Source organism: Paenibacillus sp. J22R160, from assembly GCF_059692135.1.
Map to the genome: position 1 here is coordinate 279,715 of NZ_JCAUAU010000004.1, position 22,751 is coordinate 302,465.

Sequence of the window (22,751 nt, forward strand, 5' to 3'; positions counted from 1 at the left end):
CTTCCTCCTTAGAGTTTGGACATGAGTAATTCCATTAACTGCTGCTCTACGCTGATCCCCATGATTTTCGGATCAAACTGGTTTTCTCCATGCTCACGGTCAATGAAGCCTGACTCTGTCTGTCGATCGGTCTTTCTTTTTTGCATAAAATCTTTAACCCGCTTCTCTCGCTCCTCTGAAGAGAGCTCATCCCCCTGATTGCCCATACGCTCAGCTAATCGCGCCTTCTCTTGCTTGGACTGTTCCTCAAGAAAAGCAATTTGATCTAACGTCAAGCCGCCAAGGACCAACTTGCGTTCGGATTCGTTCATGCTTCCTTCATCTATGCTTTTACGGACTAATGGAAGTATAGTCTCTGCTTGCTTAGCAGTAATCGACAAATTGGCATGCCGGTCCATACGAAGCAGTTCTTGAGAGAACATGACCAACTGCATCTCCTTTACATTTTGGACGTCTTCTGTGGGGTTTTCCTCGGGGAGAGCTTGCTCGGTTTCTGGGGACGGAGCGACCAATGCCTGCGTTGAGGAAAGATTTGGCAAATATGTCTGACAACCACCCAATAGGAAGGAAAAAAGCGTCACACCTATTGCTGCTTTCCAAGTGTACTTCATCGAACATACACCTCCAAGACAAAAAATCCTGTCCAATAGGATCAGGATACGTTTCAAACATGAAATAAGTTTGTTTTAGTTGTAAAAAATTTGTGAAACTCTAAGAAATCCTCGGGAATGTAACACAAAATTCGGTTCCTTCCCCTATTCGGCTTCGTGCTTGGATCGTACCATGCATACCTGTGACTAAATGTTTCACAATCGTAAGTCCAAGCCCCGTTCCCGTTGGCACATCAGAGCTTGACGTCCTTGCTTCATCCGCCTTATAGAATCGATCCCAAATACGCGCTAGCTCAGCATCCGTCATCCCTGTTCCCGTATCGCGGATATATAGATGGACTTCATGCTCCGCCTCTTCTAGCGCCACGGTCAACGTCCCACCCTTAGGCGTGAACTTCAAGGAGTTATAAATTAAATTATGTACGATTTGAGCAAATCGATCAGGATCTAAAGGAACTTGAGCAGGCTCTTTGTCCGGACTAGGTAAAATAAGATGCAGCGTTATTTCATTGAGTGCGATCGGCGCCTTCAATAATTCCAAAGATTCTTCTAGTGCTTCTATCATGACGACAGGTCTCAGCCGAAACACATCGACACCGTTTTGGATCTGCGCAAGATCTAATAGATCCGTAACGAGACGCTGCAGCCGCTGAACCTCTTGATCACAGATGTGCAGGTAATGCGAGTATTTCTCTTCAGGGATGATCTTATCGTTCATAGCTACGATAAAACCGCGCAGTGTTGTAAGCGGTGATCGCAGCTCATGTGACACATTCGTCAGAAACTCCTGCCGAGTACCCTCCCATTCTTCCAACTGCTCCACCATGAAGTTGAAACTGGTGGCAAGCTGTCCGACTTCATCCTGTGAAGTGACCGGAACACGGGTTGTAAAGTCGCCATGCGCCAGCTCAAGCGCCGCACGGTTCATTTGCTGAAGCGGGCCGGCGAGTTTTCGTGAAATAATATAGAGAATGAAACCTACAGCCAGGAGAGAAAACAAAAGCGGAACCAGAATGTTAACACGTACAGCCGAAATAGCTTCACTAATGTCCCCAGCTGGGAAATGTAAAATGAAGACCATGGGCTGCTCGTTTAATTGATACGGGGCGTGATACGTAAACAAATTAATAATTCTACCGTCCGGCGCCGTTAAAGTGACCATCCCATATCCGCTATGGCCATGCAAGCCGTCGATAAACTGCGTATCCATCTGCTTAGGTATCGTTCGACCCTCACTGTCTGAGGAACCATTCAGAATATTCCCTTTGTCATCAACAAGCCATACCTGCCCATTAATGCTTCTCGCTAAAATGCGTACGGTATACTTCAATTCCCTCGTGGAAATGGTACCATCTTGAACGGAATTCATTAACCGGGTCACCTCGACAACCCGTTTCTCCAGCAGTTCAACCTTATCTTTGTAAAACAGATCCGTAAAATAATAGTTCCAGAACAGAAACAATCCCGCAAAAAAAAGCACGCAGGTCGCCAGAAACGACAAGAAGATTTTCAGATAAAGGCTGTTATATTTGCCCTTTAGCCAAAGCTTAAACATGCTGGACCACCTCAAACGAGTAACCAATACCCCACAGCGTTTGAATGTTCCACGTATCATGCGTTCCTAGCTTTTTACGCAAATTTTTCACATGAGCGTCAACCGTGCGCGTACCGCCGGTAAAATCAAAATTCCACACATAGCCGAGCAGATCCTCACGCGTGAAAACACGGCTCGGGTGGCTGGTCAGGAAGTGCAGCAGTTCAATCTCCTTCGGCGTGAGGTCAATGCGTTTCCCTCCCACGGTTACCCGATACTGGTCCAAATCAATCACAATATTTCCGATTTCCAATATTTTACGAGACGAATTTTGCGAAGCTGACAGATCTGTTGGCACTTGTACCGTACGTCGAAGAACAGCCTTAATGCGGGCTATTAGCTCATTAGGATCGAATGGCTTGACTAAATAATCGTCAACACCTAAATTAAATCCTCGCAGCTTGTCAATGGACTCGCCCTTAGCCGTTAGAAAAATGATCGGCGTCTGATGAAACGGGGCTTCCATTTTCCGAATCATCTCGCATAGCTCGTAACCAGAAATATCTGGAAGCATAATGTCCAGTAGTACTAAGTTTGGTTTCTCTTCTATAATTGTATGAAGAACCTCCTGCCCTCGCGGCAGCAGAATCGGTTCATAATTGGAGTGCTCCAAATACAGTCTGACCACTTCCGCAATATTTGGCTCATCATCTACGACAAGCACTTTTCCTTCCGAGTTCACTTGGCGCCACCCTTTTCCTTACGAATTTGCTGTTGTCTGACTCTTTCTTCAATAACGTCTGTTCGATCTCTTCGCGTGTGCTTTTGAATGAGTTCGATATCAGCCATTCGGCTTGGGGCATGCCAAATCAATCCTCTTCGCTCGCATTCGGACTGGCATAATGCCATTAGCTCCAAATCTGCGATCGGTAAATTGATATCTTGATACAAATAACCATCCTGCTCGATTTGAGCCCAAGTATGCCCAATTAACTGGCCTAGCTTCTCTGGATCAAGCCCCAAAGAAGTGAAATGCTCAGCCTGCGCATTACGTTCTGCGCTTTGCAGCATTTTTACGGCACCCATACGGTTCCCACGCCTAATATGATACATTCCCACCGCAATTTGAATCAATGCGACATACGTTTTGCCACGCTCGTCCCCGGGATGCTCTTTCCAAAATTCTTCCATAACCTCATGGCATTCAAAATAATCTCGCTCTGCATGAAAATGCAGTAAATATTCGATATAAGCTTCCGGATAGTGCTTCATAAATCGTTCCTCCACCTTGTTCTGATCACGATAATGACTATGTATACCTCATGTTACTCGAAAGTTGTTCCATCGTCCAACATCGCCTTGCTTTCCCCGTGTATTTCTACCTTTTTCCATCGCAACCAATCTATCATTCGGTACGTCTTATTAAGTAGATTAAGAGAAAGAGGCGTGATCTATGAAGGTTGGAAAATGGCTGCTGACGAGTACCCTTTTGTTGTCAATGACGATACCGCAAGCTGTACACGCAGCAGGAGCTCCAAGCGGAACTACCGACAAAACAACGAAATACCGCGTTTATCAGTATAATCAAGTGCTTATGGAATTTGCTAATTATAAACAAGCCGAAACTTTTGCCAGAGGATTTTCCAATAGTTATGTGGAGGAAATTGGCACACGCAAGTGGCTGTGGAACAATTTCCCCCGCTATCAGGTTTATCAATTAGACGCTACACTTCCAGAATGGCAATTCTCTACGCTGGATGCTGCTATTGCTGAAGCGAAGAAATGGTCCAATGCCAGTGTTCGTGATCTAGCATCCGCGGGCTGGGTGTGGGACAACTACCCTCGTTATCAAGTCTACCAAAATGAAATCACCTTAGATTCGTGGAGATTTCAAACGCTGAATGAAGCCATCTCCGAAGCGAAGAAATGGGGTAGTAGCCATATCATTGATTTAAACAGCCGGGGTTGGGTCTGGGACAACATTTCTAATGATGATAAAATATCGCTGCGCGCAGGAGATCCCCTATACAAGGTTTATCAGGGAACTTTTTCAGCTGACAACTGGGAATTTGCTTCCTTGGAGGATGCGGTCAAAGAAGCCGTGAAATGGGGAAATTCGACCGTCATCAATAAAAACTCAAAAAAAACCGTATACAGCAATCTTAGATCCTATAAAGTGTTCCAAAATGATACCTTCCTGCAGGACTTCACTTCATTAGATGCAGCTATTGACTATGCAAAACTATGGGGACACGCCGCCGTATTCATGGATGGCCGCAAAATTTGGAACAATTACGCCGCTTACCAAGTGTTCCAGAATACCTCGCTTATCGGGGAATACACGAACCTTCCCGATGCGCTTAACTATAGCGTACAGTACAACAACAGCTCCATTCAAACACTTGAACACCGCATACTTTGGGATAATTTCAAGAAATTACAGGTGTGGGGATGGAACGGCCAATCTGGTGGCGATGTAATTAAAGCTCAAGTCTCGAACACGGTTGGCCTGGATGTTGATTCACCAAGCTATTTCGAGCTAGCAGACGCTGCTGGTAATCTCAAAGACAGCTCTAATGCCGAAACTGTAAAATGGCTGCAAAACAGCGGTTATACCGTGTATCCTCTTGTCAGCAATCAATTCAATGCCAGCTTAACAACGCAATTCCTTGCCGATAGCGCAGCCCAGGATAAATTCATCAAAGCTTTGGTCGATCGCTCCGTACAGCTTGATGTTCCTGGTATCAATGTCGATTTCGAAAGCCTTGCAGGCTCAGATCGCAATGCATTCACAGCATTCATTTCCAGATTAACAACTTACGCGCACTCACGCGGCTTGGTTATTTCCATCGATCTCCCGCGCGGCAGCGTCAAATGGAATCATCTTTCCGCTTTCGATCATGAGAAGCTCGGCGGTATTGTGGATTACATGGTCATCATGGCCTATGACCAGTTCTATCGCGGAAGCACCTCCGCTGGATCCGTCGCCGGTCTTCCCTGGGCAGACGGTGGAATTCAAGAATTTCTATCCTATGGCATCCCGCGGGACAAAATCATCCTTGGCATCCCTTACTATGTGCGCGAATGGAAACTAGACGCAGCCGGCGCCTTGCAGAGTAATCGGACTGTGCTAATGAAGGATATTCCGGCTTTATTAGCTTCCAAAACTGTCAAACAAACGTGGGATACGACTTACGGCCAATATCGCGTGGAATACCAAGAAGGCGGCTTTACTTATGTGTTTTGGTTAGAAGATACCGCTACCGTTAAGGCCCGTTTGGATGTGGCGAAAAAGTATGACATCGCTGGCGTCGCGGCTTGGCGGCTTGGCTACGATCCTTCGGACTTGTGGACGATGATTTTGCAAAACAAGTGAAACATGTAAAGCTAAAAGCACCGTCAGGTATATTCCTGACAGTGCTTTTTGTTTACTCTAGTTGCATACTTCCACCACAATTTTCACACAAGACTGTTCTAGTTAAAATCCCGCGAGGCCTACCTTTGAGGGAACTGGAGTCCGCTATTCGGAGGAAAACCGAGTTTTTCCACTATTAGCGGAACTACAGGACCTTATTTGGCCTCCGAGGCATGTTTTTCCTGAGGAATCGTCAAAATAGCGGACCGTAGTTCCACTAAACTTGGAAAATGCTCCTTTTCAGGAAAATAGCGGATCATAGTTCCTTTGAGTTTCGCTCTGGAGGTTCATAGCAGATTCCATTCGTTAAAAATCGTTGCCGTTCCACAGTCCGCACAAAACTTGGCGTCCGGCTTATTCACCTTAGAACAGCCCTTGTGGAGCAAGGTTTTCTCCCGTGTACAGCGATTTTTGAGCGGAGCTCCGCATTTAATACAATATCTTTCCTCTTTCTCAGCAACATACTTGCACCTGACACACTGCAGAAATTCCTTCTCAGCCATAACTTCACCTTCTTGAAAGTAGGGTCTCTACTCCAAGTATATGAAGGCCATCTGGCGAAAGGTGAATCCTAATCTTCATACTTTTTTCCATTTACATGCCCAGCCATGTATAAAAACTCGCCTTTTTACCCCACCCTATGAGGTAAAGGAGGTGAATAGACAATGGCAAAAGATGTACTTTGCGAAGTGAATTCTTGCAAAAACTGGGCAAATGGCAATAAATGCAACGCGTCCTCGATTTATGTCGTGAGCCACCACGGCAGCAATCAGGCTCGCAATTCCGAAGAAACCGACTGCAAAACGTTTGAACCTAAGGTTTAATTGATAGAGCTACACATTCAACAACAGTTCAGTGATGTAAGTGGAGGCCCCTTCGGGCCTCTTTTTTCTTTCTATATATTATTGTAACCAATAATGATAATTATTATCATCGAATATTAGAAAGATTTTCGAGGTCTTCGAGATCCTGTGTCGGCGCTTGGCAGGCAAAGTTGTGACACACATAGGCCGTCGAGCGGCCTCCTAGAGGCATTTTGTCCTGCACAAGCGGAATAAGCTTGCGCACTTCTTCTCCCGCTTCACCTGGAGGGTGAAGAATCAGCAGCGCATTCGGCAGGAACTGCCGCTGCACGGCACGCAGCATGTGCTGCGTCTCCGGCTTCCCCGGGTCGCCGGCGATGACAATTTCGCTAGCTTCGCTGTAAGCGAAATCGAGAGCGGCCAGCATGAGCGCATGGCCCGGCGGGTAAGACGCGATAGCGCCGGCGAATGCCAGGAGCTGCTCATCTGCGGCCTGCGACAGCTTCGCGTCGTAGGTCAGCCTTGCCAGCCGCTGCATGTTGAGCGCGGCTGCGGCGTTGCCCGACGGCATCGCGCCGTCGTAGATCTCTTTGGGGCGGGTGAGTAGCTGCTCGGCATCGCTGCCGTAGAAGAAGAGCCCGCCCTTCTCTTCGTCGCCGAAGAGACGAAGCATCTCTGCGTTCAGCTGGACGGCTTCACGGAGATAGCGCAGCTTGAACGTGGTCTCGTACAGCTCGATCAGTCCCCAAACGAGGAACGCGTAGTCGTCCACGTAGCCTGGAAAAGCGGCCTCGCCGTCGCGGTAGCGGGCGAGCAAACGCCCATCTTCGCGGCGCAGCTCGCGAAGCAGGAAGTCCGCAGCTTTCGCGGCAGCCTCCGCGTAAGCAGGTCTGTCCAAGGCGCGGGCCGCCTTGGACAGCGCAGCTATCATCAGACCGTTCCACGCGGTCAGAATCTTGTCGTCTTTGCCCGGGTGGATGCGCTTCTCGCGGTGCTCGAAGAGCTTGGCGCGGGCTTCCTCCATCCGCTGCTTCAACTGATCCAGAGGGATCTGCTTCCGCTTGGCAAATGAAGCGAGAGTCGTCTGAATCAGGTTGGGAATATTAAGCCCTTCGAAATTACCTGACTCCGTAATATCGAACAACTCGGAGAAGAGGTCCCCCTCGTCTATACCAAGCACAAGTTCTACCTCGTCTGGTGTCCATACGTAGAACTTGCCCTCATCGCCTTCGGAATCTGCATCCTCTGCGGAATAGAAAGCGCCTCCAACATCGGTCATGTCCCTCAGTATGTAGGTGATGATCTGCTCCGCCACTTCAGCATACTTGGCTTTGCCAGTAACTTGATAAGCTTCCGTATAGGACATGCTGAGCAACGCGTTATCATACAGCATTTTCTCGAAATGAGGCACCAACCATTTGTTGTCAACGGAATATCGTGAAAAACCATATCCGATATGATCATACATGCCCCCGCGATGCATGGCATCTAGCGTTTTTTCGACCATTTCAAGAGCTTTTTCGTTCCCCGTTTTCTTATAGTACCTGAGTAGGAACGACAAATTGTGCGAGGTTGGAAATTTCGGTGCACTTCCGAATCCCCCGAACTCAGGGTCGAATGTGCTCTCGTATAAACGGAACGCTTCGTGAAGCGTCTCTTCCGTTAATTCGCCGCCAGATTGATACTCCAGCAGCCGATTTGTTGTCTCTTGGATGATCTGTTCCCCGACTTCGCGAACGCGATCGGCGTCTTCCCGCCACTTCTTCCCAAGTTGCGCGACCACTTCCACCATCCCGGCACGATTGTATTTTCGGCTGCGTGGAAAATACGTTCCCGCGAAGAATGGCTTCTTCTCCGGCGTTAAGAACACGGTGAGCGGCCAGCCGCCTTGTCCCGTCATTGCTTGGCATACCGCCATATAGATGTTATCGATGTCTGGGCGTTCCTCACGGTCTACTTTAATTGAGATAAAATCTTTATTCAGCATATCGGCTACGATTTGGTCTTCGAAGGATTCATGTGCCATCACGTGGCACCAATGACAAGTCGAGTAACCTATAGACAGGAATATTGGCTTATTTTCTTGCTTCGCTTTCTCAAAGGCTTCTTCAGACCATGGAAACCAGTCGACCGGGTTGTACTGATGTTGAAGCAAATATGGTGACTTTTCCTTGGCTAGTCTATTGGATAAGTTATTCGTTGTCACGGAGTAACACCTCTCTCTCTATTCCAAAATAATAAGGCTTACTCTATATTGCATCTATTAAAAACATCCATATTATCAATTTCCAGGCTCCGGAATCGGCTCGCCATATTCTAGCTTTACCTCAATCCACATTCGTTTGACTGCTTCTAAATCAGCGAAAAACTCCTCGATGTTCTTTCCGTCCGTCTTGCAACCTTGCAGCTCCTCGAATCCACCATAATAATAACCTTCCGGGTAGCTGGGATCGTTAGAAATAAACCGGAATCTGTATGTATAATTTACATTCATATAATACTCAACATCCTTATTAGATATAAATCTTTCCTCCTAGGATACTTGGTTTATTTTGGTATTAATCCATAATTAGTTTAGCATACCTCTTCAATAGAAATCTCGTACGAATAAACGGAATCAGGTGAAAGCTTTACTCAGAGGGAACTGGGGTCCTCTATTTCGAGGAAATCAAGCTATTTCCTCTCTGAGCGGAACTCCAGGCACTTATTCTGACTACATACGACTTTTTTCGTGTAAAACGGCATAATAACGGACTATAGTTCCCCCATCCTGTGGAATATGTCCTTTTTCAGGGGAATAGCGGCCTGTAGTTCCCGCACGAAACATTTAAAAATCTTCTAGATCAAAAAAAGATATGAAACTTTTCCCAAAAGAAAAGTACCATATCTTTTAACTCACGTATACTTAATCACATTCGCCACGATGATAAAAACAGCTCCAATAATCAGCCACATGCACATCAACGGCCAGAAGAATTTCACCCATTTCTGGTAAGCAATCCCCGATACAGCCAAGCTGCCCATCAAAGCGGAAGAGGTAGGAAGGATCATGTTCGTGATGCCGTCACCCAACTGGAAAGCTAGTACGGATGTTTGTCTTGTAACGCCAAGCAAATCGGACAAAGGTGTCATGATCGGCATGGTTGTAACAGCCATTCCTGTTCCCGAGGTGATGAAGACGTTCATAATATTTTGAAAAGCGTACATCCCTAGAACTTGAATCGAACTTGGCAAGTCACCTACTAGAATAGACAATCCATTCACGATGCTATCGATGACATTTCCTTGTTCAAGCACGACCATAATGCCTCTTGCAATACCGATGATGAACGCGCCGTAGGTAATGCTGCTTGCGCCTTTGACGAATTCGCTAGCGATACGACTTGGACCATAGCCTGCGCAGAAGCCGGATACAATCCCCATGGTCAAGAATAACGCTCCGAGCTCCTCCATCCACCAGCCTTTTTTCGATACACCCCAAATTACTAGACCGAAACCTATGATTACAGCAGCAATGGTAAGGTAGTGCTTCAGCTGAATGGTAGGCAGCTTGGATAAGTCTACTTTCTCTCCCGATACAGACTGCTCCAAATCATAAACAAGTCCTTTGGTCGGATCTTTTCGTACCTTGCCTGCATATCGAATCAAATAAAGACTTGTCACGGTAATCAGGCAAATTAATAAAATAACCCGCAGCCAAGCCCCTGAGAACATCGGAACTTGGGCGATAGCTTGAGCCAATCCGACATTGAATGGGTTGAGTATCCCCGCCGTAAAACCACAAGATGCCCCCAAGGATATCATCGCCGTGCCTGTCAAAGCATCGAAACCAAGTGCACGGGCAATCGCAATCCCGATGGGTACGAAGACCATGACTTCGGTGGACATCCCCATCGTAAAGCCGCCAACGGAGAAGAGGGTAATGAAAATCGGAATCACCCATCTGCCTTTATTGGCAAACGTTTTTGCCACTCTGGAGGTAACCGCCTCAATCGTGCCTGTCGACGAAATGATTTGAAACGCCCCGCCGATGATGAAAATAAAGAAAACGACATCTGCTGAAGACACCAGTCCGTGGACGATTGCTTTTGGTATCTCAATCAGACTAACGGGACTCGAATCAACCTGATGATACGACCCTGTTACGAGTAAGGATTTTCCAGTCGCCTGATCTTTTACACGTTCAAATTTCCCAGAAGGAATTGTATACGTTAGTGCTGCTGCAACGAACACTAGGATAAATAAGATGACAAAGGTATGAGGCATTTTAAACCATTTGCGAGGACTATTTTTTGCTATACTATTCAATGCCCGTTATCCCCTCTCTATTGTGCTTCCATTGCATAAACTCACTGCGAACGCGCTGCATCGCCGTCTTGTCGATACATAAATCATACGCGGTTAGGGCCAACGCCTTGGCCGCTCGATTCAGCTCAATCATGCCTTCTTCCGAGCCTGCCAACTGAGCGAACTCCGGCGTATGCGTCGTGGCGTCTCCAAGTCGAATGTACGGGTGGATCGTTGCCGTCAACTGGCTCACATTCCCGATATCGGAGGAGCCTACGCCCCCCTTAAGTGGCGGTTCGGATACCTCTATGCCCATTTGCTCCAGATTGTTTTGAAACAGTTGTGCCAAAGCCTTATTGTTGATCCGCTCCGCATAAATTAACCCTTCCTTAATATCAACGGTGGCCCCAACGCCTTCTGCCGAACAGCGAACAGCACGATAGACTTTTTCTCTTACAATTTCCAGTTCTTGGGCCGTCGACGCTCTCAAAATAAATACGGCTTCACACAACTCCGGTACGACATTCGGCGCATCTCCGCCTTTGGTAATGATGCCGTGAATTCTCACGTCCTCTTTCACAAACTGACGGATCGAGTTGATAGCCACGAATGCATGAATTAGCGCATCCAGCGCACTGATACCTTTCTCAGGTGAAGAAGAAGCATGTGCTTGCTTGCCATGGAAGGTAAACGTTGCATCTACACAAGCAAGTGCTCCGCGCAGAACCATCGTTTTATTCTGCGGATGGCACATCATAACGGCATCGATGCCACCAAAGATCCCTTCGTTGCACATGATGATTTTACCGCCGCCTTCTTCTTCAGCAGGTGTTCCTAAGACAACGATTTTACCCGGCAGATCAGGATACGCTTCCTTCAACGCCAGCGCGGCACCTACGGATGCAGTCCCAATCAAGTTATGACCGCAAGCATGGCCAATCGCAGGAAGCGCATCATACTCGGCTAGAAGGGCAATCGTTGGTCCTCCCGTTTGGCCCTCCCAAGTAGCGCGGAACGAAGTTTCAAGACCTGCAATCCCTTGCTCTACTTCAAATCCTGCTTCAAGTAAAGGTTCAACTAACCACATCTTCGCTTTATGCTCTTGGAAGCTGAGTTCCGGGTTCGTATGAATTTGCATCGATATGCGGCGCAGCTGCTCGTCAAGCGAATCTACAGCTTGTTCAATCTTTTGTTTGCTCTTGATTACTTCTGAATTCTCTTGAATCATTTTAATCCCCCTGTCAAATTCTATGATGATTTACCTATTTGCATGGATAATACCACTAATAAAATGAATAATTATGTAACATAATGAATATTATTTTATCCACTTCAAATCTATAAGTACAATCGATTGTTTTTTGGCCAACCCCTTAAATTTTTTTATAGCCCATAGAAATTGAGTGAAAAAAGCAAAAAATACACTGCCGAATGAATGGCACTGTACTTTTGATTAAACATATTGGGATTTCATAAATTGCACAAATTTATCCACAATCGCAAGCTCTAGGGTTGATTCCCGGTAAATCATCCACGTGTTTCGTTTTATTGGCTCTCCACTCTTTCGAACTAGATCAATGGTTTTCAGCCCATCCTGCGGTGTGACAAAAACGCCGGGAACAATCGAGTAACCAAGCCCCTGTTTCACCATTTCCTTACAAGTTTCATAGGAGTCCACCCGCATTGTAATCGTAGGAGGTGAGTTATACCGTTCATACCACCAGGCTTGAATCGTTTCGCTGAAGGGTGACTGCATGGAACTGATTGTTTTAATTCTTGGTTCTTTATAGTAGATATGAGGCAAATCCGGAAGGCTATCTAAATCAATGTCATCTTTGGAGATGATATAAATGTGTTCGTCATGCAATAGACATCTGGCATCAAACCACGGGTAGTCTCCTCGAATTACACCTACATGGATCTCTTCTTGGTGGAGCAACTCGAGAATCTCTGGACTTAAAGCAGATGTAACATTGAATTGCACGTCTGGACAAATTTCTCTGAACCTTTTGAGCAGCGGTGGAAGTTTATATAGACCATAATAACTAGCAATTCCCAGTCTTAATGTCCCTTTAACCTCATTTCGCAAGCTAGTAATGTGATCCTTCATTTTATTGAATTCTAAAAGTGTCTTCTTCGCATAGGAAACCAGGTATTTTCCTTCTGGGGTAAGCCTGGTTCCCTTAGAGGATTTAACGATGATGGAAACCCCGAAGTCTTTTTCTAACTGCTGAATCCTGTAAGATAGCGCGGGTTGCGTGATGTAAAGGCGTTCCGCCGCTTTCGTCAGACTCTGTTCCTCTGCAAGATACTGCAGCATGATGCAATCCTTCTCGTTCAAAGATCACCCTCCTTTGGGATTTTTTTGCCAATCTCTAAAGCTTAGCATACTAACAAAGTTAATGCCAAAATACGCCCCATTAACAAGAGGAATTTTTTCCTTTCACTTCAACTGGTGCAGGTTAACGGATCATCCCCAACGATATAGTTGTTGTACGTTTCGGTGTTCTAGAACGAATTATCTTCATCCGCCGTTTGGCGTTCCTCAGCAACGTATTACGCTATATTATCGCGATTATGCGGCATAAAAAAAATACCAAAGGGACGCAGCTTTGATCCTAATAACACATATTACACTTTGCATAAATGCATAATAATGAGACGGTCTTAAGCGTTACATGCGTGTAATAGACTAAGTGGATATATCTTTAATGAATCATGGAGATGACTGATCATGCGCTTTGCTTTTCTAATTACTGCCCTTTTTCTCGCTTCACTTAATTTACGACCTGTCATCACTTCGGTATCTCCTTTACTTGGAACGATTCAGGAAGCACTTGGCATGAGCGGTTCCAGTGCTAGTCTATTGACCTCGCTGCCTGTTCTGTGCATGGGGTTCTTCGCTCCTGCAGCAGTTAAATTAGGTAATCGATGGAGTATCGAAAAGACGATTGCCTATTGTCTGTTGCTCATTGGTCTTGCTACTGTCGCGAGGTATTTTGTTAACTCTGCATGGTTAATGCTATTGACTGCCTTCCTGGCCGGTATCGGTATTGCCATAATTGGGCCTTTGTTGTCCGGATTTATCAAAGGAAATTTTGCTAACCCATCAGCTATCGTCGGAGTCTATTCCATGGCCCTCGTTCTTGGTGCCGCCCTTGGATCCGCTTTTTCCGTACCTTTGCAAAATGCCTTTAACCATTCCTGGCAGGCTTCCGTCGCGTCTTGGTCTGCCTTGGCATTCATAGCGCTTTGCTTTTGGTGGAGACCGGTCCGGAAGTCCCCGAAATCACCTGAAACTGTGCTACCCGGCACCCTGCCCAATTCCAATTCAAATCGTTTGAAACTTCCATTATCAAGTAAACGTTCTTGGTTGCTGACTTGCTTTTTCGGGTTGATGGCTTTCATCTTCTATTCCCTCACCGCCTGGCTGGCCCCGATGGTGCAGGAAATGGGCTACGGGAAGCAAACAGCTGGCATGATTTTGACCTTATTTACTGCTGTGCAAATGCCGGTCAGCTTTGTAATTCCAATTCTGGCTAGCCGCTTTCAACACAGAATGCTTTGGCTGATTGGCTGTTCGGTTATGGAGTTAATTGGGCTCATTATGCTCCAGCTTCCCGTGACCCCCTGGCTAACCTGCATTTTCCTGGGGATCGGTGCGGGAGGTCTGTTCCCTATGGCGTTAATGCTGCCTATCGATGAAACATCGAATACGGAGGAAGCAAGCGCGTTATCGGCAATGACGCAAGCAGGCGGGTACATTTTCGCAGCTTTGGGTCCCTTTTTTGTAGGATTTATCCATGATCAAGCAGGCAGTTTTCCTCCAGCACTTATTGGCATGTCGATATTGGTCGCAGTAATGATACTCATCCAGTTTAAAATCGGTAATAAAAAGTCGAAACTCATCCCATCAGACTAGTTGGATATAAACAAATAACCGCTCACGTCGGGATATTCCCTAATGAGCGGTTTTTCGTAACTGATCAAGTAAACACCATATTTTTACCGTAAAAAATCTCGTCCATCTCCCACTTCACGCTCTTCTCAATTTCCAGCTGCTCTTCTTTACTCAGCGAATCCTTGGTGTAACCGAACAAATAATTGTTCAGATCAAACTCCCGAAGCTTACATTTGGTATGAAAAATATTTTCCTGATACACGTTCACATCAATCATTTGGTACATCTCTTTGATTTCACTTGGAATATAGTTCTGGATGGAGCTGATTTCATGGTCAATGAATAACTTGTGCCCGACGATATCACGTGTGAATCCTCTTACTCGATAATCCATTGTCATAATGTCCGTGTCGAAGGATCGAATCAGGTAGTTCAGCGCTTTGAGCGGCGATATTTCCCCGCAAGTAGATACGTCGATGTCAGCACGGAATGTGCTAATCCCCTCATCTGGGTGATACTCCGGATACGTATGTACAGTGATATGACTGGTGTTCAGATGGGCGACAACGGCTTCCGGGAGCGGCCCCGGCGATTCCTCGAAGGATTCATTCGGTTCTTTCTCAATCGGGCCTTCCGATACCAGCATAGTGACACTTGATCCCTGCGGATCATAATCCTGCTTGGAAATGTTCAGCACATGAGCGCCGATAATGTCGGCAACGGACTTCAATATGGCGGTCAAACGGTCTGCATTGTATTGCTGGTCTATATAAGCGATATAGGCTTCACGCTCTTCCTTGGTCTTTGTAAAGCAAATATCGTACATGTTAAAACTTAGCGATTTGGTCAAATTATTAAAACCATGCAAGGTAATGCGCTGCTCCGATGTTAATTTCACTTATACTCCCCCTTTAAAAAGCACAGTTATAAGCTTATGATGTGAAGGCTAAGCGGCTTCTATTCTATTATTTATTAAGCCACATTTACCTTTTCGAAACAGGAATCCATATTTCACTTCTGAAATTAGGGGATGATACGTCTTTGCTTTCATTCCACAAAATCTCTGGACCATCCAGTTGTTCATAACTCGACGACGGAAACCACTCCGAATAGATGCGGCCCCATACCTGTTGAAGTGTTTCTGGAAAAGGACCCACAGCCTCAAAGACAGCCCACGAGGAGGCAGGAACTTCAAGTGAAGCCAGATGAACCGGACACTTCAACGTGGTTGCTGCTCCTATATAATGATCGAGCTCCCCTTTCTCTTCCATTCTCCCTTCTGAAAAGTTTGCTGACCCGCTAATTAGCCCGTTTGGCGTCACATTGGAAAGCGATTTAAGCTGCTGAATCAGCTCCGCGTTTAAACTTCCCCACATGGCTGCAATTTCTGGATTCACGCCATCAAAAATAATAGGCACTCTTTTCTTGAGTCCGACAATGCGGAACGCTTCTTTTTCTTCAATCCGATAGTTCATTACATCTCCTCCTTTAATCGTGAGCTGGAAGGTCAGTCTTGGATAAGCTTTCAACATTTGCCCCGTCTCTCGCGCCTCTGTCGGCGTTATCCCATGCAAGCCTTGAAAGGCTCTGGTAAAAGAGTCTGGCGAGTTATAGCCGTATTTTACCGCCAAGTCAATGATCTTTATAGCGCTATGGTTAAGCTCAAATGCGGCAAGCGTAAGCCTTCTGCGGCGAATGTATTCCGATAACGAGACACCTGCCAGGAACGAGAACATTCTTTTAAAATGAAATTCCGAGCACATCGCTAGCCTAGCAGCTTCTTTGAAATCGATCTCGTCCGTCAGATTTTCTTCGATATAGGATAACGCCCCATTCATGTTCTCAAGCATCTTCAAGCTCACCTCCCTCTCTTATCTATAAAATAGCAAAAGTCTGGAGCCTAAGTCCGACTTTTCGTGCACAATGCCGCAGGGTTGTTGACCAAAAGAAGAAGAGGCTGCCATAGGTTTAGTTACCTGTTGGGCAGCCTCGTTGTAATGATCCTCAAAAACTTTGTACCCGCGCCTGCTTTTCCTTCATGATCGGCATCAACAGCCAAGCTCCAACTAGGAGCAGACAGCCGCTAATCACATAGACAGCAAAAAGTGAAGACATATCTTTTAAATACCCAGAAATCGACATCCCAACCACCATCATTCCCATAAAAATCGGGGTTATGGCGCCTCCAACTCTGCCCATATAAGCAGCTTCTGTATTCTTCATCAGAAGAGTTTGAATGCCAACTTGAACGCATGGATAAAATAACCCACTGAGTGCTTGGAGTGCAAAGGACAGAAGCAATATCTTCGATGCTCCTACTGCAATAGTGCATATGGCGCTAACCAGTAAACCCACAGCAAGCAAAGCTTGCGGTTTCACTTTCTTGGCTACAGTCATGATGAAGGCTCCACCAATAAGCATTGCCGCGCCATTCGTCATGAGAAACCACTGCATAAACTCTTTATCCTGACCTAAGTTTTCAATCGTGATAAAAATCATAAGGGGCTGTATCATCCCTGCGGCAAGCCCTGAAGCAGCAAATGTTGCACTTAGCGTTCGTAACGAACGGTTAGACCATACATAACTTATTCCAGCTTTCATCTCGGACATAAAGCTACTGGTATTAGTAGACTTCACTTCGTCTGAATCACGAGGCAATAACGATAAGATGATGGCAGACGTCAGGAAAAATAAGAATGTCAACAGAAGGGAAACCTTAATACCTAACTGCATGAAAATAAAGACACCAATGATTGGACCGACAATGGTAAAGATGCCGATTAAAGATTGCGATAGCGCCATGACACTTTGCAGTTTATCACTGGCAACATGCTTCTTATAAAGCTTCATGGCGGAGGGCTGCGAAAATTGAGATAAGCTTGCAGAGATCAATGTTCCAATTAATAGCGCATACCATTCGCCTATCACAAGCGCGAACAGTACGACTAAGACGGAAACAGCTGATATGAAGTCACTCCAAACCATCGTTCGCTTGGGTTTCCAGCGGTCCGCAAACGTCCCTCCAATGATTGCGAATAAAAATATTGGAGCAAATTCAACAACGGAAATGAGTGACACATACTTAGGATCATTATTCGTAATATCGGTCACATATAAAAGCACGGCAAAATTTCTTATCCATACGCCTAACTGCAAAAACACCCGCGAAAGGATAATCGTTCGCACATATCGATTCGTAAACACGTCAATACCCCATATCTTTTAAAATTCTAGACAGCATACGCAGACGTTCGCCATTAAGCTCATCATCTTCACTAAGCGCTTGGCTGAATAGTTTAATGTCTTCATTAATTTTATCGTTATCCGTACAGACCGCCACAGTCATGGCATCCCCTTGCAGACCTACACGGTCAATCACCGGATTCTCAGGATTGTATAAACTCTTATTTCGATACGCCTCTTCACGGAAATACAGCATGCTTCTTGTTACAAGAATGGCCAGATCGAGAACGCGATGCAGTGGCAGCTCCTCTGACTGTCTGGACCATTTCTCCCCTGTGTATCTCCAGACCTTGGCCGAAATGTCGACTTTCCCTCTATCGTTCCATTGAGCCAGCCCCAAAGAGAGCCCTTTGGCATCGGATGTATCGCCGGCATATCTGCCATCCACTTGCTCATAGTTTTCGGAAACAATTACAGGCTTATGTTTTAAAGATGTAGGTATTTTCATTTGGTTATCTCCCTCGTTCTCATTTAGTAATTTAGTAAATTAGTAAATTACTAATTCAAAAACCAATTCTATCCCGAGGATTCGAATAAGTCAATAAGCTGCGGCGGATTGTTAATTTTCACACATAAGAAAGAGGCTATCCCAGAAGTCATCAAATGACCGCGAGAATGCCTCTTTCTTTAAACTTTTCGGACAGCCTCTTGAGATCAGCGGGAAATACTCCCGTTATTTAGTGGAGTAACGCCAGTTATAGCATGAATAAATGGAATTTCTGCTGTTATTAGCAGTAATTGAGTTGGATAGCAGGGTTATTCGAGCAAATTAAATCCTTTTTTTCCATTTAATCCACTTTCCAGGCACGACTTGATTGAAATAACGTGAGTTTTTCCCGTTAATGTGCCTGCCGCGCGAAGAGTTCATCGAAGGGGAGTACGAACCTTCGCTCCACAGATAATGAGGCTTTCCCAAAAGACGTCCAATGTCCAAGGGAGCGCCTTTTCTTTGAACTTATCGGACAGCCTCTCCAACAGCTTCGCTATGGTAATCCTTACATTCCGCTGCTCAATCTCTTTTCATTCAAATGCTCGGCAAGCTGGCTCGTCCGACGCTTATTCAGCGGATATAAGAAAATGATGATGAAGAAAATGAACAGATATACGATGCCTGGGACCAAGGTGGCCAAAGTGTATAGGCCATCCAGTGCTTCTTGGGTCTGAACGGATCGAGCCGCATCATAGCCAATTGAACCGATGGCCACGCCACCGATCCCGCCAGCTAGCGCTTGCCCTGCCTTGCGTGCAAAGGAATACACGGAATAAACGGTTCCATCTTCTCGCACGCCAGTCACATATTCTTGGTAGTCAATCACATCGGTGACAAACGCCCATACAACTAAATTGAAAATGCAAAGCCAAACATCCCAATTGCGGAAATGATCACAAATTGCCACGCCGTCAAATCCGGCAGGAAGTACAGCGTAAGATAGACGAAAGAGGAAAGCAGCATCCCCGCTGCGGCTATTTCCTTCTTACCGAATTTGTTCACCAATGATTTCACGAAAGGAATTGCGATAAATACCGCGGCTGTTAGGATTCATCCAGCCATACTCAACATCGAAGCGATTCCAAAATAGTTTTTAAACAAATACACATTCACTGCGCCCACCAGCATGGAAAGCATCATAAATGTGAGCGATGCAATCAGGATGGAGATTAACGGTCTATTTTTCAACATCCCTTTTAAAGTTGTGCCCAAATCGATCTTATTTCTTTGCGTCTCTGGTATTGTAATACGTTCCGTTGATAATTGTAACAAGCCATGTAGCAGGAGATCGACAAGATCCCAAAAATAATCGCTGCCAGCATGAACCTGTTGGAATCTGCTTTATTGTTAACGAACAGGATTAGCGGACCAATCACATTGATAATTAGACTCGCGAGCATGGCCCCCATCGTCCTGAAAGTTGATAATGTCGTACGCTCGACCGAATCGCCAGTAATCACAGACGCCATGGACCCATAAGGGATATTACCGTGCTGTACAGCGTCCCCCAAATCAGATAAGTGACAAACGCATAGGCCATGTAGAAACCATCAGAATTCCTGGGATTTTCACGAACATAAGAATGCCTGATAGGACGAGCGGAAAAGACATTCGGAAGATCCATGGCCGAAATTTGCCTTGAATCCCCGCTTTTCTCGTGTCGATGAAACGCCCCCACCACTTATTCAACGAATATTGCGACTGGTACGCCAACATGCTGTGAAAGGGTATTCTCCCCTCGTCCAAAAAATCATTCAATTTGTTTCCCTGCATTACAATAAACCATTAAGCTTAGAGGAGCTTTCTCAGGAGTGCCACGCTCACCCGGCACATATTTCAAGGCAATTCAAGAAAGAAACGGGTATGACAGTGACTGACTACCAGCAGAAACAGCGGATTGAAGAAGCAAAGCCGTTACTGAAGAATGGCGATTTATCCATCAAATGGATTGCCGAATCCATTGGCTTCGATGATGCTGGCTACTTCTCTCGCATTTTCAAAAAAGTCGAGGGAATGACGCCAACACAATTTCAGAAGAGCTGAATGAAAACGTCCTTCCCCTTCTTTTTATTGGATTATGGACAAGTTAAATGATACAATATGGGAATAATATGAAAAGAAACAAATTCTGAGGAGTGATACAAATGGCATTAGATTTTTACTTGAATTTTAATGGAAATTGTCGTGAAGCGGTGGAGTATTATGCCGAGGTATTCGGGAACGAAGAACCCAAAATCATGACTTTTGGCGATACGCCATCCGACCCAGCTTACCCGCTCCCAGAAGAAGCGAAATCCTTGGTCATGCATGCTAGACTTTCGATTAGCGGCAGCACAGTTATGTTCTCTGACGTATTCCCTGGCATGCCATTTGTAGCAGGAAACAATATCTCCCTATCCATGGTCAGCAAGGATGTCGAAGAAATCAAATCCGCTTTCCATAAGCTTAAAGAAGGCGGCAAAGTCGTTATGGAGCTTCAAGAAACTTTCTGGAGCAAATGCTACGGCAGTTTGGAAGACAAGTTCGGAATCCAATGGCAATTTAACTACGATAATGGTGAAACCGTGTATTAATGACATAGCAATCACTTGCAAAAAGAACACCTCTTCTCCTTCTAGGAAGAATGACGTGTTCTTTTTTTTGTTCATAAAATGGGTGAGATCAGTTTCGATATGGACTCCAAGAATCGTATCCGGAGGGAACGCTTCTCATATTCCTCCAGCGTTAGTTCCATACAACCTTCCATGTCCTTCCAAAACGTAGCTTCCAGCTTTTTCGCTGTTTCTTCGTGATACATCAGCGCATTCGTCTCGAAATTAAGCCGCAGGCTGCGAATATCAAAGTTAGCCGTCCCTACCGATGCCACCTTCCCATCGATAATAATCGTCTTCGCGTGCAAAAACCCATAATCGTAGAGGTAACATTTCACTCCGGCGCGAAGCAATTCACCCACATAATAAAGGGAAGCCCAATGCACAAACAAGTGATCCGCTTTCTGCGGTATCATGATACGAACGTCGATTCCTGACAAAGCTGCAATGCGCAGGGCATTTAGCATACTTTCTTCCGGAATAAAATACGGCGTCTGCAGCAGGATTCGGCTTTTGGCCATATGAATCATTTTGAGGAATGTATACACAAAATGCGGCCATTCTTCATTGGGTCCACTAGCCACAATTTGCATGGGAACATTCTGCCCTGCACTCTTTTCTTCACGTTCTGGAAAATAGCACGGATCCACTTCGACCGGAGTCGCAGCAGCTAAATTCCAGTCTAAGATGAATCGGGACTGGAGTGCACGAACAACGCTGCCCGTTAAGCGCAGGTGTGTATCTCGCCAAAAACCAAAACGAGGATCCATGCCGAGATATTCATTCCCCACATTGAACCCGCCCATATACCCAATTTTGCCATCAATAATGACTAACTTTCGGTGATTGCGATAGTTAACCCGATAGTTCAAATAAGGAATTCGGGAAGGGAAAAAAGCTGCTTTCTGACCGCCGGCCTTCAGAAAATCACGGAAAAAGGAATCTTTTAAGGCGCGTGAACCAATATCATCATACAAAAATCGAACGATGACCCCTTGCTCCGCTTTTTTCGTTAACGCCTGAATAATCTTCTTCCCAAGCCCGTCATTCTTCACGATGTAATATTGCATGTGAATATGCGTTTTCGCGGCTTCAATTTTCAAGAGCAAATCGCTGAATTTGGTTATGCCATCCGTGAAGATGTGGACGCCGTTATCCTGGGTCAGAAATGCGTCATTGGAGGACACGTTCAAATAAATCAAATCACGGTATTCGCTGACCATGGGATCGAGATGAGTAAGCGTCCCGTTCATCAGTTGCTCCCGCTGCTCAGCGATCACCGTCTGCATTCTTTCCTGCATGCGCCGATTCCATTTATACAACTTCCTGCGGCTTAAATTTTGCCCTAGCATCACATAGAGCAGAAAACCGAGAATTGGAATAAATAGAAGCACCATCAGCCATGACCAGGTAGCAGCAACGTTCCTGCGTTCTAAGAATACGACCGTAAGAGCAAGTAAAATATTAACAATAAAAAGTACAGTAAGCGCGTGCGATATCCAATCCATTTTGCCACTCCTAACCGTTGATGTCAGAGGATCAGGAATATTATACCTTATTTTCGGCAATTTCGAAAAAAACCTCATATTCTTAGTTAGAATACGAGGTGACCCTGCATTATGCTATTTTTTTAATTAGGCATAGCTTCCTAAGATAGTAAACGCCGCCTACTTTAATGACATCATCCGAATACGCTTCTATGAGTGTTCCTGAGTCTTCTAATTCGTCGTCAAACCACACCTCAACAGGTGTTTGAAATAGCATGCAAAGATACATATCTGCATCTGTTAAACAATCTGTAGTCCGGCTCATTTATTAACAACTGCCTCCCTTACCCATTTTCACCTGACAACATACTTATCGTCATTTGAAATTG

The 22,751-nt window shown here is 45.5% G+C and carries 24 protein-coding genes and 1 pseudogene; 5 read left to right on the forward strand and 20 right to left on the reverse strand.

The window, feature by feature from the left end:
* Positions 1-8: 8 nt before the first annotated feature.
* The 4 genes from AC58UW_RS11970 to AC58UW_RS11985 form a co-directional block, all read right to left on the reverse strand.
* Complete coding sequence (locus tag AC58UW_RS11970; RefSeq protein ID WP_497420890.1) at positions 9-611, reverse strand: hypothetical protein; 603 nt, start codon at positions 609-611, stop codon at positions 9-11.
* Between the two features lie 100 nt (positions 612-711).
* Complete coding sequence (locus tag AC58UW_RS11975; protein WP_497420891.1) at positions 712-2,166, reverse strand: sensor histidine kinase; 1,455 nt, start codon at positions 2,164-2,166, stop codon at positions 712-714.
* Positions 2,159-2,887: a response regulator transcription factor gene (locus AC58UW_RS11980; protein ID WP_497420892.1), complete on the reverse strand. Its 729-nt coding sequence runs from the start codon at positions 2,885-2,887 to the stop codon at positions 2,159-2,161. The genes AC58UW_RS11975 and AC58UW_RS11980 overlap by 8 nt, the downstream gene beginning before the upstream one ends.
* Positions 2,884-3,417: a DUF309 domain-containing protein gene (locus tag AC58UW_RS11985; protein WP_497420893.1), complete on the reverse strand. Its 534-nt coding sequence runs from the start codon at positions 3,415-3,417 to the stop codon at positions 2,884-2,886. Before AC58UW_RS11985 ends, AC58UW_RS11980 begins: the two co-directional genes overlap by 4 nt.
* Positions 3,418-3,598: 181 nt before the next feature.
* Here AC58UW_RS11985 and AC58UW_RS11990 point away from each other — a divergent pair, with 181 nt between their 5' ends.
* On the forward strand, positions 3,599-5,521 hold the full coding sequence (locus AC58UW_RS11990; protein WP_497420894.1) for a glycosyl hydrolase family 18 protein: 1,923 nt from the start codon (positions 3,599-3,601) through the stop codon (positions 5,519-5,521).
* Between the two features lie 326 nt (positions 5,522-5,847).
* Here AC58UW_RS11990 and AC58UW_RS11995 read toward each other — a convergent pair whose 3' ends face one another.
* Positions 5,848-6,063, reverse strand: a complete 216-nt coding sequence (locus AC58UW_RS11995; protein ID WP_497420895.1) for a double zinc ribbon domain-containing protein — start codon at positions 6,061-6,063, stop codon at positions 5,848-5,850.
* Between the two features lie 162 nt (positions 6,064-6,225).
* Here AC58UW_RS11995 and AC58UW_RS12000 point away from each other — a divergent pair, with 162 nt between their 5' ends.
* Complete coding sequence (locus AC58UW_RS12000) at positions 6,226-6,384, forward strand: DUF1540 domain-containing protein (protein ID WP_157324647.1); 159 nt, start codon at positions 6,226-6,228, stop codon at positions 6,382-6,384.
* A 106-nt stretch (positions 6,385-6,490) separates the two neighbouring features.
* Here the strand turns inward: AC58UW_RS12000 and AC58UW_RS12005 are convergent, their stop codons facing one another.
* The 5 genes from AC58UW_RS12005 to AC58UW_RS12025 form a co-directional block, all read right to left on the reverse strand.
* Complete coding sequence (locus tag AC58UW_RS12005; RefSeq protein WP_497420896.1) at positions 6,491-8,569, reverse strand: thioredoxin domain-containing protein; 2,079 nt, start codon at positions 8,567-8,569, stop codon at positions 6,491-6,493.
* Positions 8,570-8,644: 75 nt separating this feature from the next.
* Positions 8,645-8,857, reverse strand: coding sequence for a type II toxin-antitoxin system HicB family antitoxin (locus AC58UW_RS12010; RefSeq protein ID WP_497420897.1), 213 nt, complete (start codon positions 8,855-8,857; stop codon positions 8,645-8,647).
* Positions 8,858-9,258: 401 nt separating this feature from the next.
* Complete coding sequence (locus tag AC58UW_RS12015; protein WP_497420898.1) at positions 9,259-10,671, reverse strand: YfcC family protein; 1,413 nt, start codon at positions 10,669-10,671, stop codon at positions 9,259-9,261.
* Positions 10,664-11,878, reverse strand: coding sequence for a M20 family metallopeptidase (locus AC58UW_RS12020; RefSeq protein WP_497420899.1), 1,215 nt, complete (start codon positions 11,876-11,878; stop codon positions 10,664-10,666). The genes AC58UW_RS12015 and AC58UW_RS12020 overlap by 8 nt, the downstream gene beginning before the upstream one ends.
* 225 nt (positions 11,879-12,103) lie before the next feature.
* Positions 12,104-12,991 carry a LysR family transcriptional regulator gene (locus tag AC58UW_RS12025; RefSeq protein WP_497420900.1) on the reverse strand — a complete coding sequence of 296 codons (888 nt, stop codon included), beginning with the start codon at positions 12,989-12,991 and terminating at the stop codon, positions 12,104-12,106.
* Between the two features lie 393 nt (positions 12,992-13,384).
* On the opposite strand from AC58UW_RS12025, the gene AC58UW_RS12030 reads away from it, so the two are divergent.
* Entirely contained in the window at positions 13,385-14,572 is a 1,188-nt protein-coding gene (locus tag AC58UW_RS12030) for an MFS transporter (protein ID WP_497420901.1), read from the forward strand.
* 64 nt (positions 14,573-14,636) lie between these two features.
* Here the strand turns inward: AC58UW_RS12030 and speD are convergent, their stop codons facing one another.
* The 8 genes and pseudogenes from speD to AC58UW_RS12070 all read right to left on the reverse strand — a co-directional run bounded on the left by speD (position 14,637) and on the right by AC58UW_RS12070 (position 20,000).
* On the reverse strand, positions 14,637-15,449 hold the full coding sequence (gene speD / locus AC58UW_RS12035; protein WP_497420902.1) for an adenosylmethionine decarboxylase: 813 nt from the start codon (positions 15,447-15,449) through the stop codon (positions 14,637-14,639).
* A gap of 85 nt (positions 15,450-15,534) precedes the next feature.
* On the reverse strand, positions 15,535-16,401 hold the full coding sequence (locus AC58UW_RS12040) for an AraC family transcriptional regulator (RefSeq protein WP_497420903.1): 867 nt from the start codon (positions 16,399-16,401) through the stop codon (positions 15,535-15,537).
* A gap of 154 nt (positions 16,402-16,555) precedes the next feature.
* Positions 16,556-17,755, reverse strand: coding sequence for an MFS transporter (locus AC58UW_RS12045; protein ID WP_497420904.1), 1,200 nt, complete (start codon positions 17,753-17,755; stop codon positions 16,556-16,558).
* Between the two features lies 1 nt (position 17,756).
* Positions 17,757-18,242 (reverse strand): DUF6530 family protein, encoded by a 486-nt coding sequence (locus tag AC58UW_RS12050; RefSeq protein WP_497420905.1) that lies wholly within the window; start codon positions 18,240-18,242, stop codon positions 17,757-17,759.
* Between the two features lie 547 nt (positions 18,243-18,789).
* Positions 18,790-19,298, reverse strand: a pseudogene (locus tag AC58UW_RS12055) (MFS transporter).
* Between the two features lie 36 nt (positions 19,299-19,334).
* Positions 19,335-19,556 carry a hypothetical protein gene (locus AC58UW_RS12060; RefSeq protein WP_497421212.1) on the reverse strand — a complete coding sequence of 74 codons (222 nt, stop codon included), beginning with the start codon at positions 19,554-19,556 and terminating at the stop codon, positions 19,335-19,337.
* Positions 19,481-19,753 carry an MFS transporter gene (locus tag AC58UW_RS12065; protein ID WP_497420906.1) on the reverse strand — a complete coding sequence of 91 codons (273 nt, stop codon included), beginning with the start codon at positions 19,751-19,753 and terminating at the stop codon, positions 19,481-19,483. The genes AC58UW_RS12060 and AC58UW_RS12065 overlap by 76 nt, the downstream gene beginning before the upstream one ends.
* Positions 19,754-19,796: 43 nt before the next feature.
* Entirely contained in the window at positions 19,797-20,000 is a 204-nt protein-coding gene (locus AC58UW_RS12070; protein ID WP_497420907.1) for a hypothetical protein, read from the reverse strand.
* A gap of 3 nt (positions 20,001-20,003) precedes the next feature.
* On the opposite strand from AC58UW_RS12070, the gene AC58UW_RS12075 reads away from it, so the two are divergent.
* Complete coding sequence (locus AC58UW_RS12075; RefSeq protein ID WP_497420908.1) at positions 20,004-20,327, forward strand: helix-turn-helix domain-containing protein; 324 nt, start codon at positions 20,004-20,006, stop codon at positions 20,325-20,327.
* Between the two features lie 101 nt (positions 20,328-20,428).
* Complete coding sequence (locus AC58UW_RS12080) at positions 20,429-20,857, forward strand: VOC family protein (protein ID WP_497420909.1); 429 nt, start codon at positions 20,429-20,431, stop codon at positions 20,855-20,857.
* 71 nt (positions 20,858-20,928) lie between these two features.
* Here AC58UW_RS12080 and cls read toward each other — a convergent pair whose 3' ends face one another.
* Together cls and AC58UW_RS12090 are read right to left on the reverse strand one after the other, a co-directional pair.
* Positions 20,929-22,383, reverse strand: a complete 1,455-nt coding sequence (gene cls, locus AC58UW_RS12085) for a cardiolipin synthase (protein ID WP_497420910.1) — start codon at positions 22,381-22,383, stop codon at positions 20,929-20,931.
* Between the two features lie 109 nt (positions 22,384-22,492).
* Entirely contained in the window at positions 22,493-22,687 is a 195-nt protein-coding gene (locus tag AC58UW_RS12090) for a hypothetical protein (RefSeq protein ID WP_497420911.1), read from the reverse strand.
* Positions 22,688-22,751 lie beyond the last annotated feature (64 nt).

Excerpts from the sequence above, each read along its gene's own strand:
- AC58UW_RS11970 (WP_497420890.1), bottom strand. The coding sequence starts at position 611 with ATGAAGTACACTTGGAAAGCAGCAATAGGTGTGACGCTTTTTTCCTTC.
- AC58UW_RS11975 (WP_497420891.1), bottom strand. The coding sequence starts at position 2,166 with ATGTTTAAGCTTTGGCTAAAGGGCAAATATAACAGCCTTTATCTGAAA.
- AC58UW_RS11985 (WP_497420893.1), bottom strand. The coding sequence starts at position 3,417 with ATGAAGCACTATCCGGAAGCTTATATCGAATATTTACTGCATTTTCAT.
- AC58UW_RS11990 (WP_497420894.1), top strand. The coding sequence starts at position 3,599 with ATGAAGGTTGGAAAATGGCTGCTGACGAGTACCCTTTTGTTGTCAATG.
- AC58UW_RS11995 (WP_497420895.1), bottom strand. The coding sequence starts at position 6,063 with ATGGCTGAGAAGGAATTTCTGCAGTGTGTCAGGTGCAAGTATGTTGCT.
- AC58UW_RS12000 (WP_157324647.1), top strand. The coding sequence starts at position 6,226 with ATGGCAAAAGATGTACTTTGCGAAGTGAATTCTTGCAAAAACTGGGCA.
- AC58UW_RS12010 (WP_497420897.1), bottom strand. The coding sequence starts at position 8,857 with ATGAATGTAAATTATACATACAGATTCCGGTTTATTTCTAACGATCCC.
- AC58UW_RS12020 (WP_497420899.1), bottom strand. The coding sequence starts at position 11,878 with ATGATTCAAGAGAATTCAGAAGTAATCAAGAGCAAACAAAAGATTGAA.
- AC58UW_RS12030 (WP_497420901.1), top strand. The coding sequence starts at position 13,385 with ATGCGCTTTGCTTTTCTAATTACTGCCCTTTTTCTCGCTTCACTTAAT.
- AC58UW_RS12040 (WP_497420903.1), bottom strand. The coding sequence starts at position 16,401 with ATGCTTGAGAACATGAATGGGGCGTTATCCTATATCGAAGAAAATCTG.
- AC58UW_RS12050 (WP_497420905.1), bottom strand. The coding sequence starts at position 18,242 with ATGAAAATACCTACATCTTTAAAACATAAGCCTGTAATTGTTTCCGAA.
- AC58UW_RS12065 (WP_497420906.1), bottom strand. The coding sequence starts at position 19,753 with ATGGCGTCTGTGATTACTGGCGATTCGGTCGAGCGTACGACATTATCA.
- AC58UW_RS12070 (WP_497420907.1), bottom strand. The coding sequence starts at position 20,000 with ATGTTGGCGTACCAGTCGCAATATTCGTTGAATAAGTGGTGGGGGCGT.
- AC58UW_RS12080 (WP_497420909.1), top strand. The coding sequence starts at position 20,429 with ATGGCATTAGATTTTTACTTGAATTTTAATGGAAATTGTCGTGAAGCG.
- cls (WP_497420910.1), bottom strand. The coding sequence starts at position 22,383 with ATGGATTGGATATCGCACGCGCTTACTGTACTTTTTATTGTTAATATT.
- AC58UW_RS12090 (WP_497420911.1), bottom strand. The coding sequence starts at position 22,687 with ATGAGCCGGACTACAGATTGTTTAACAGATGCAGATATGTATCTTTGC.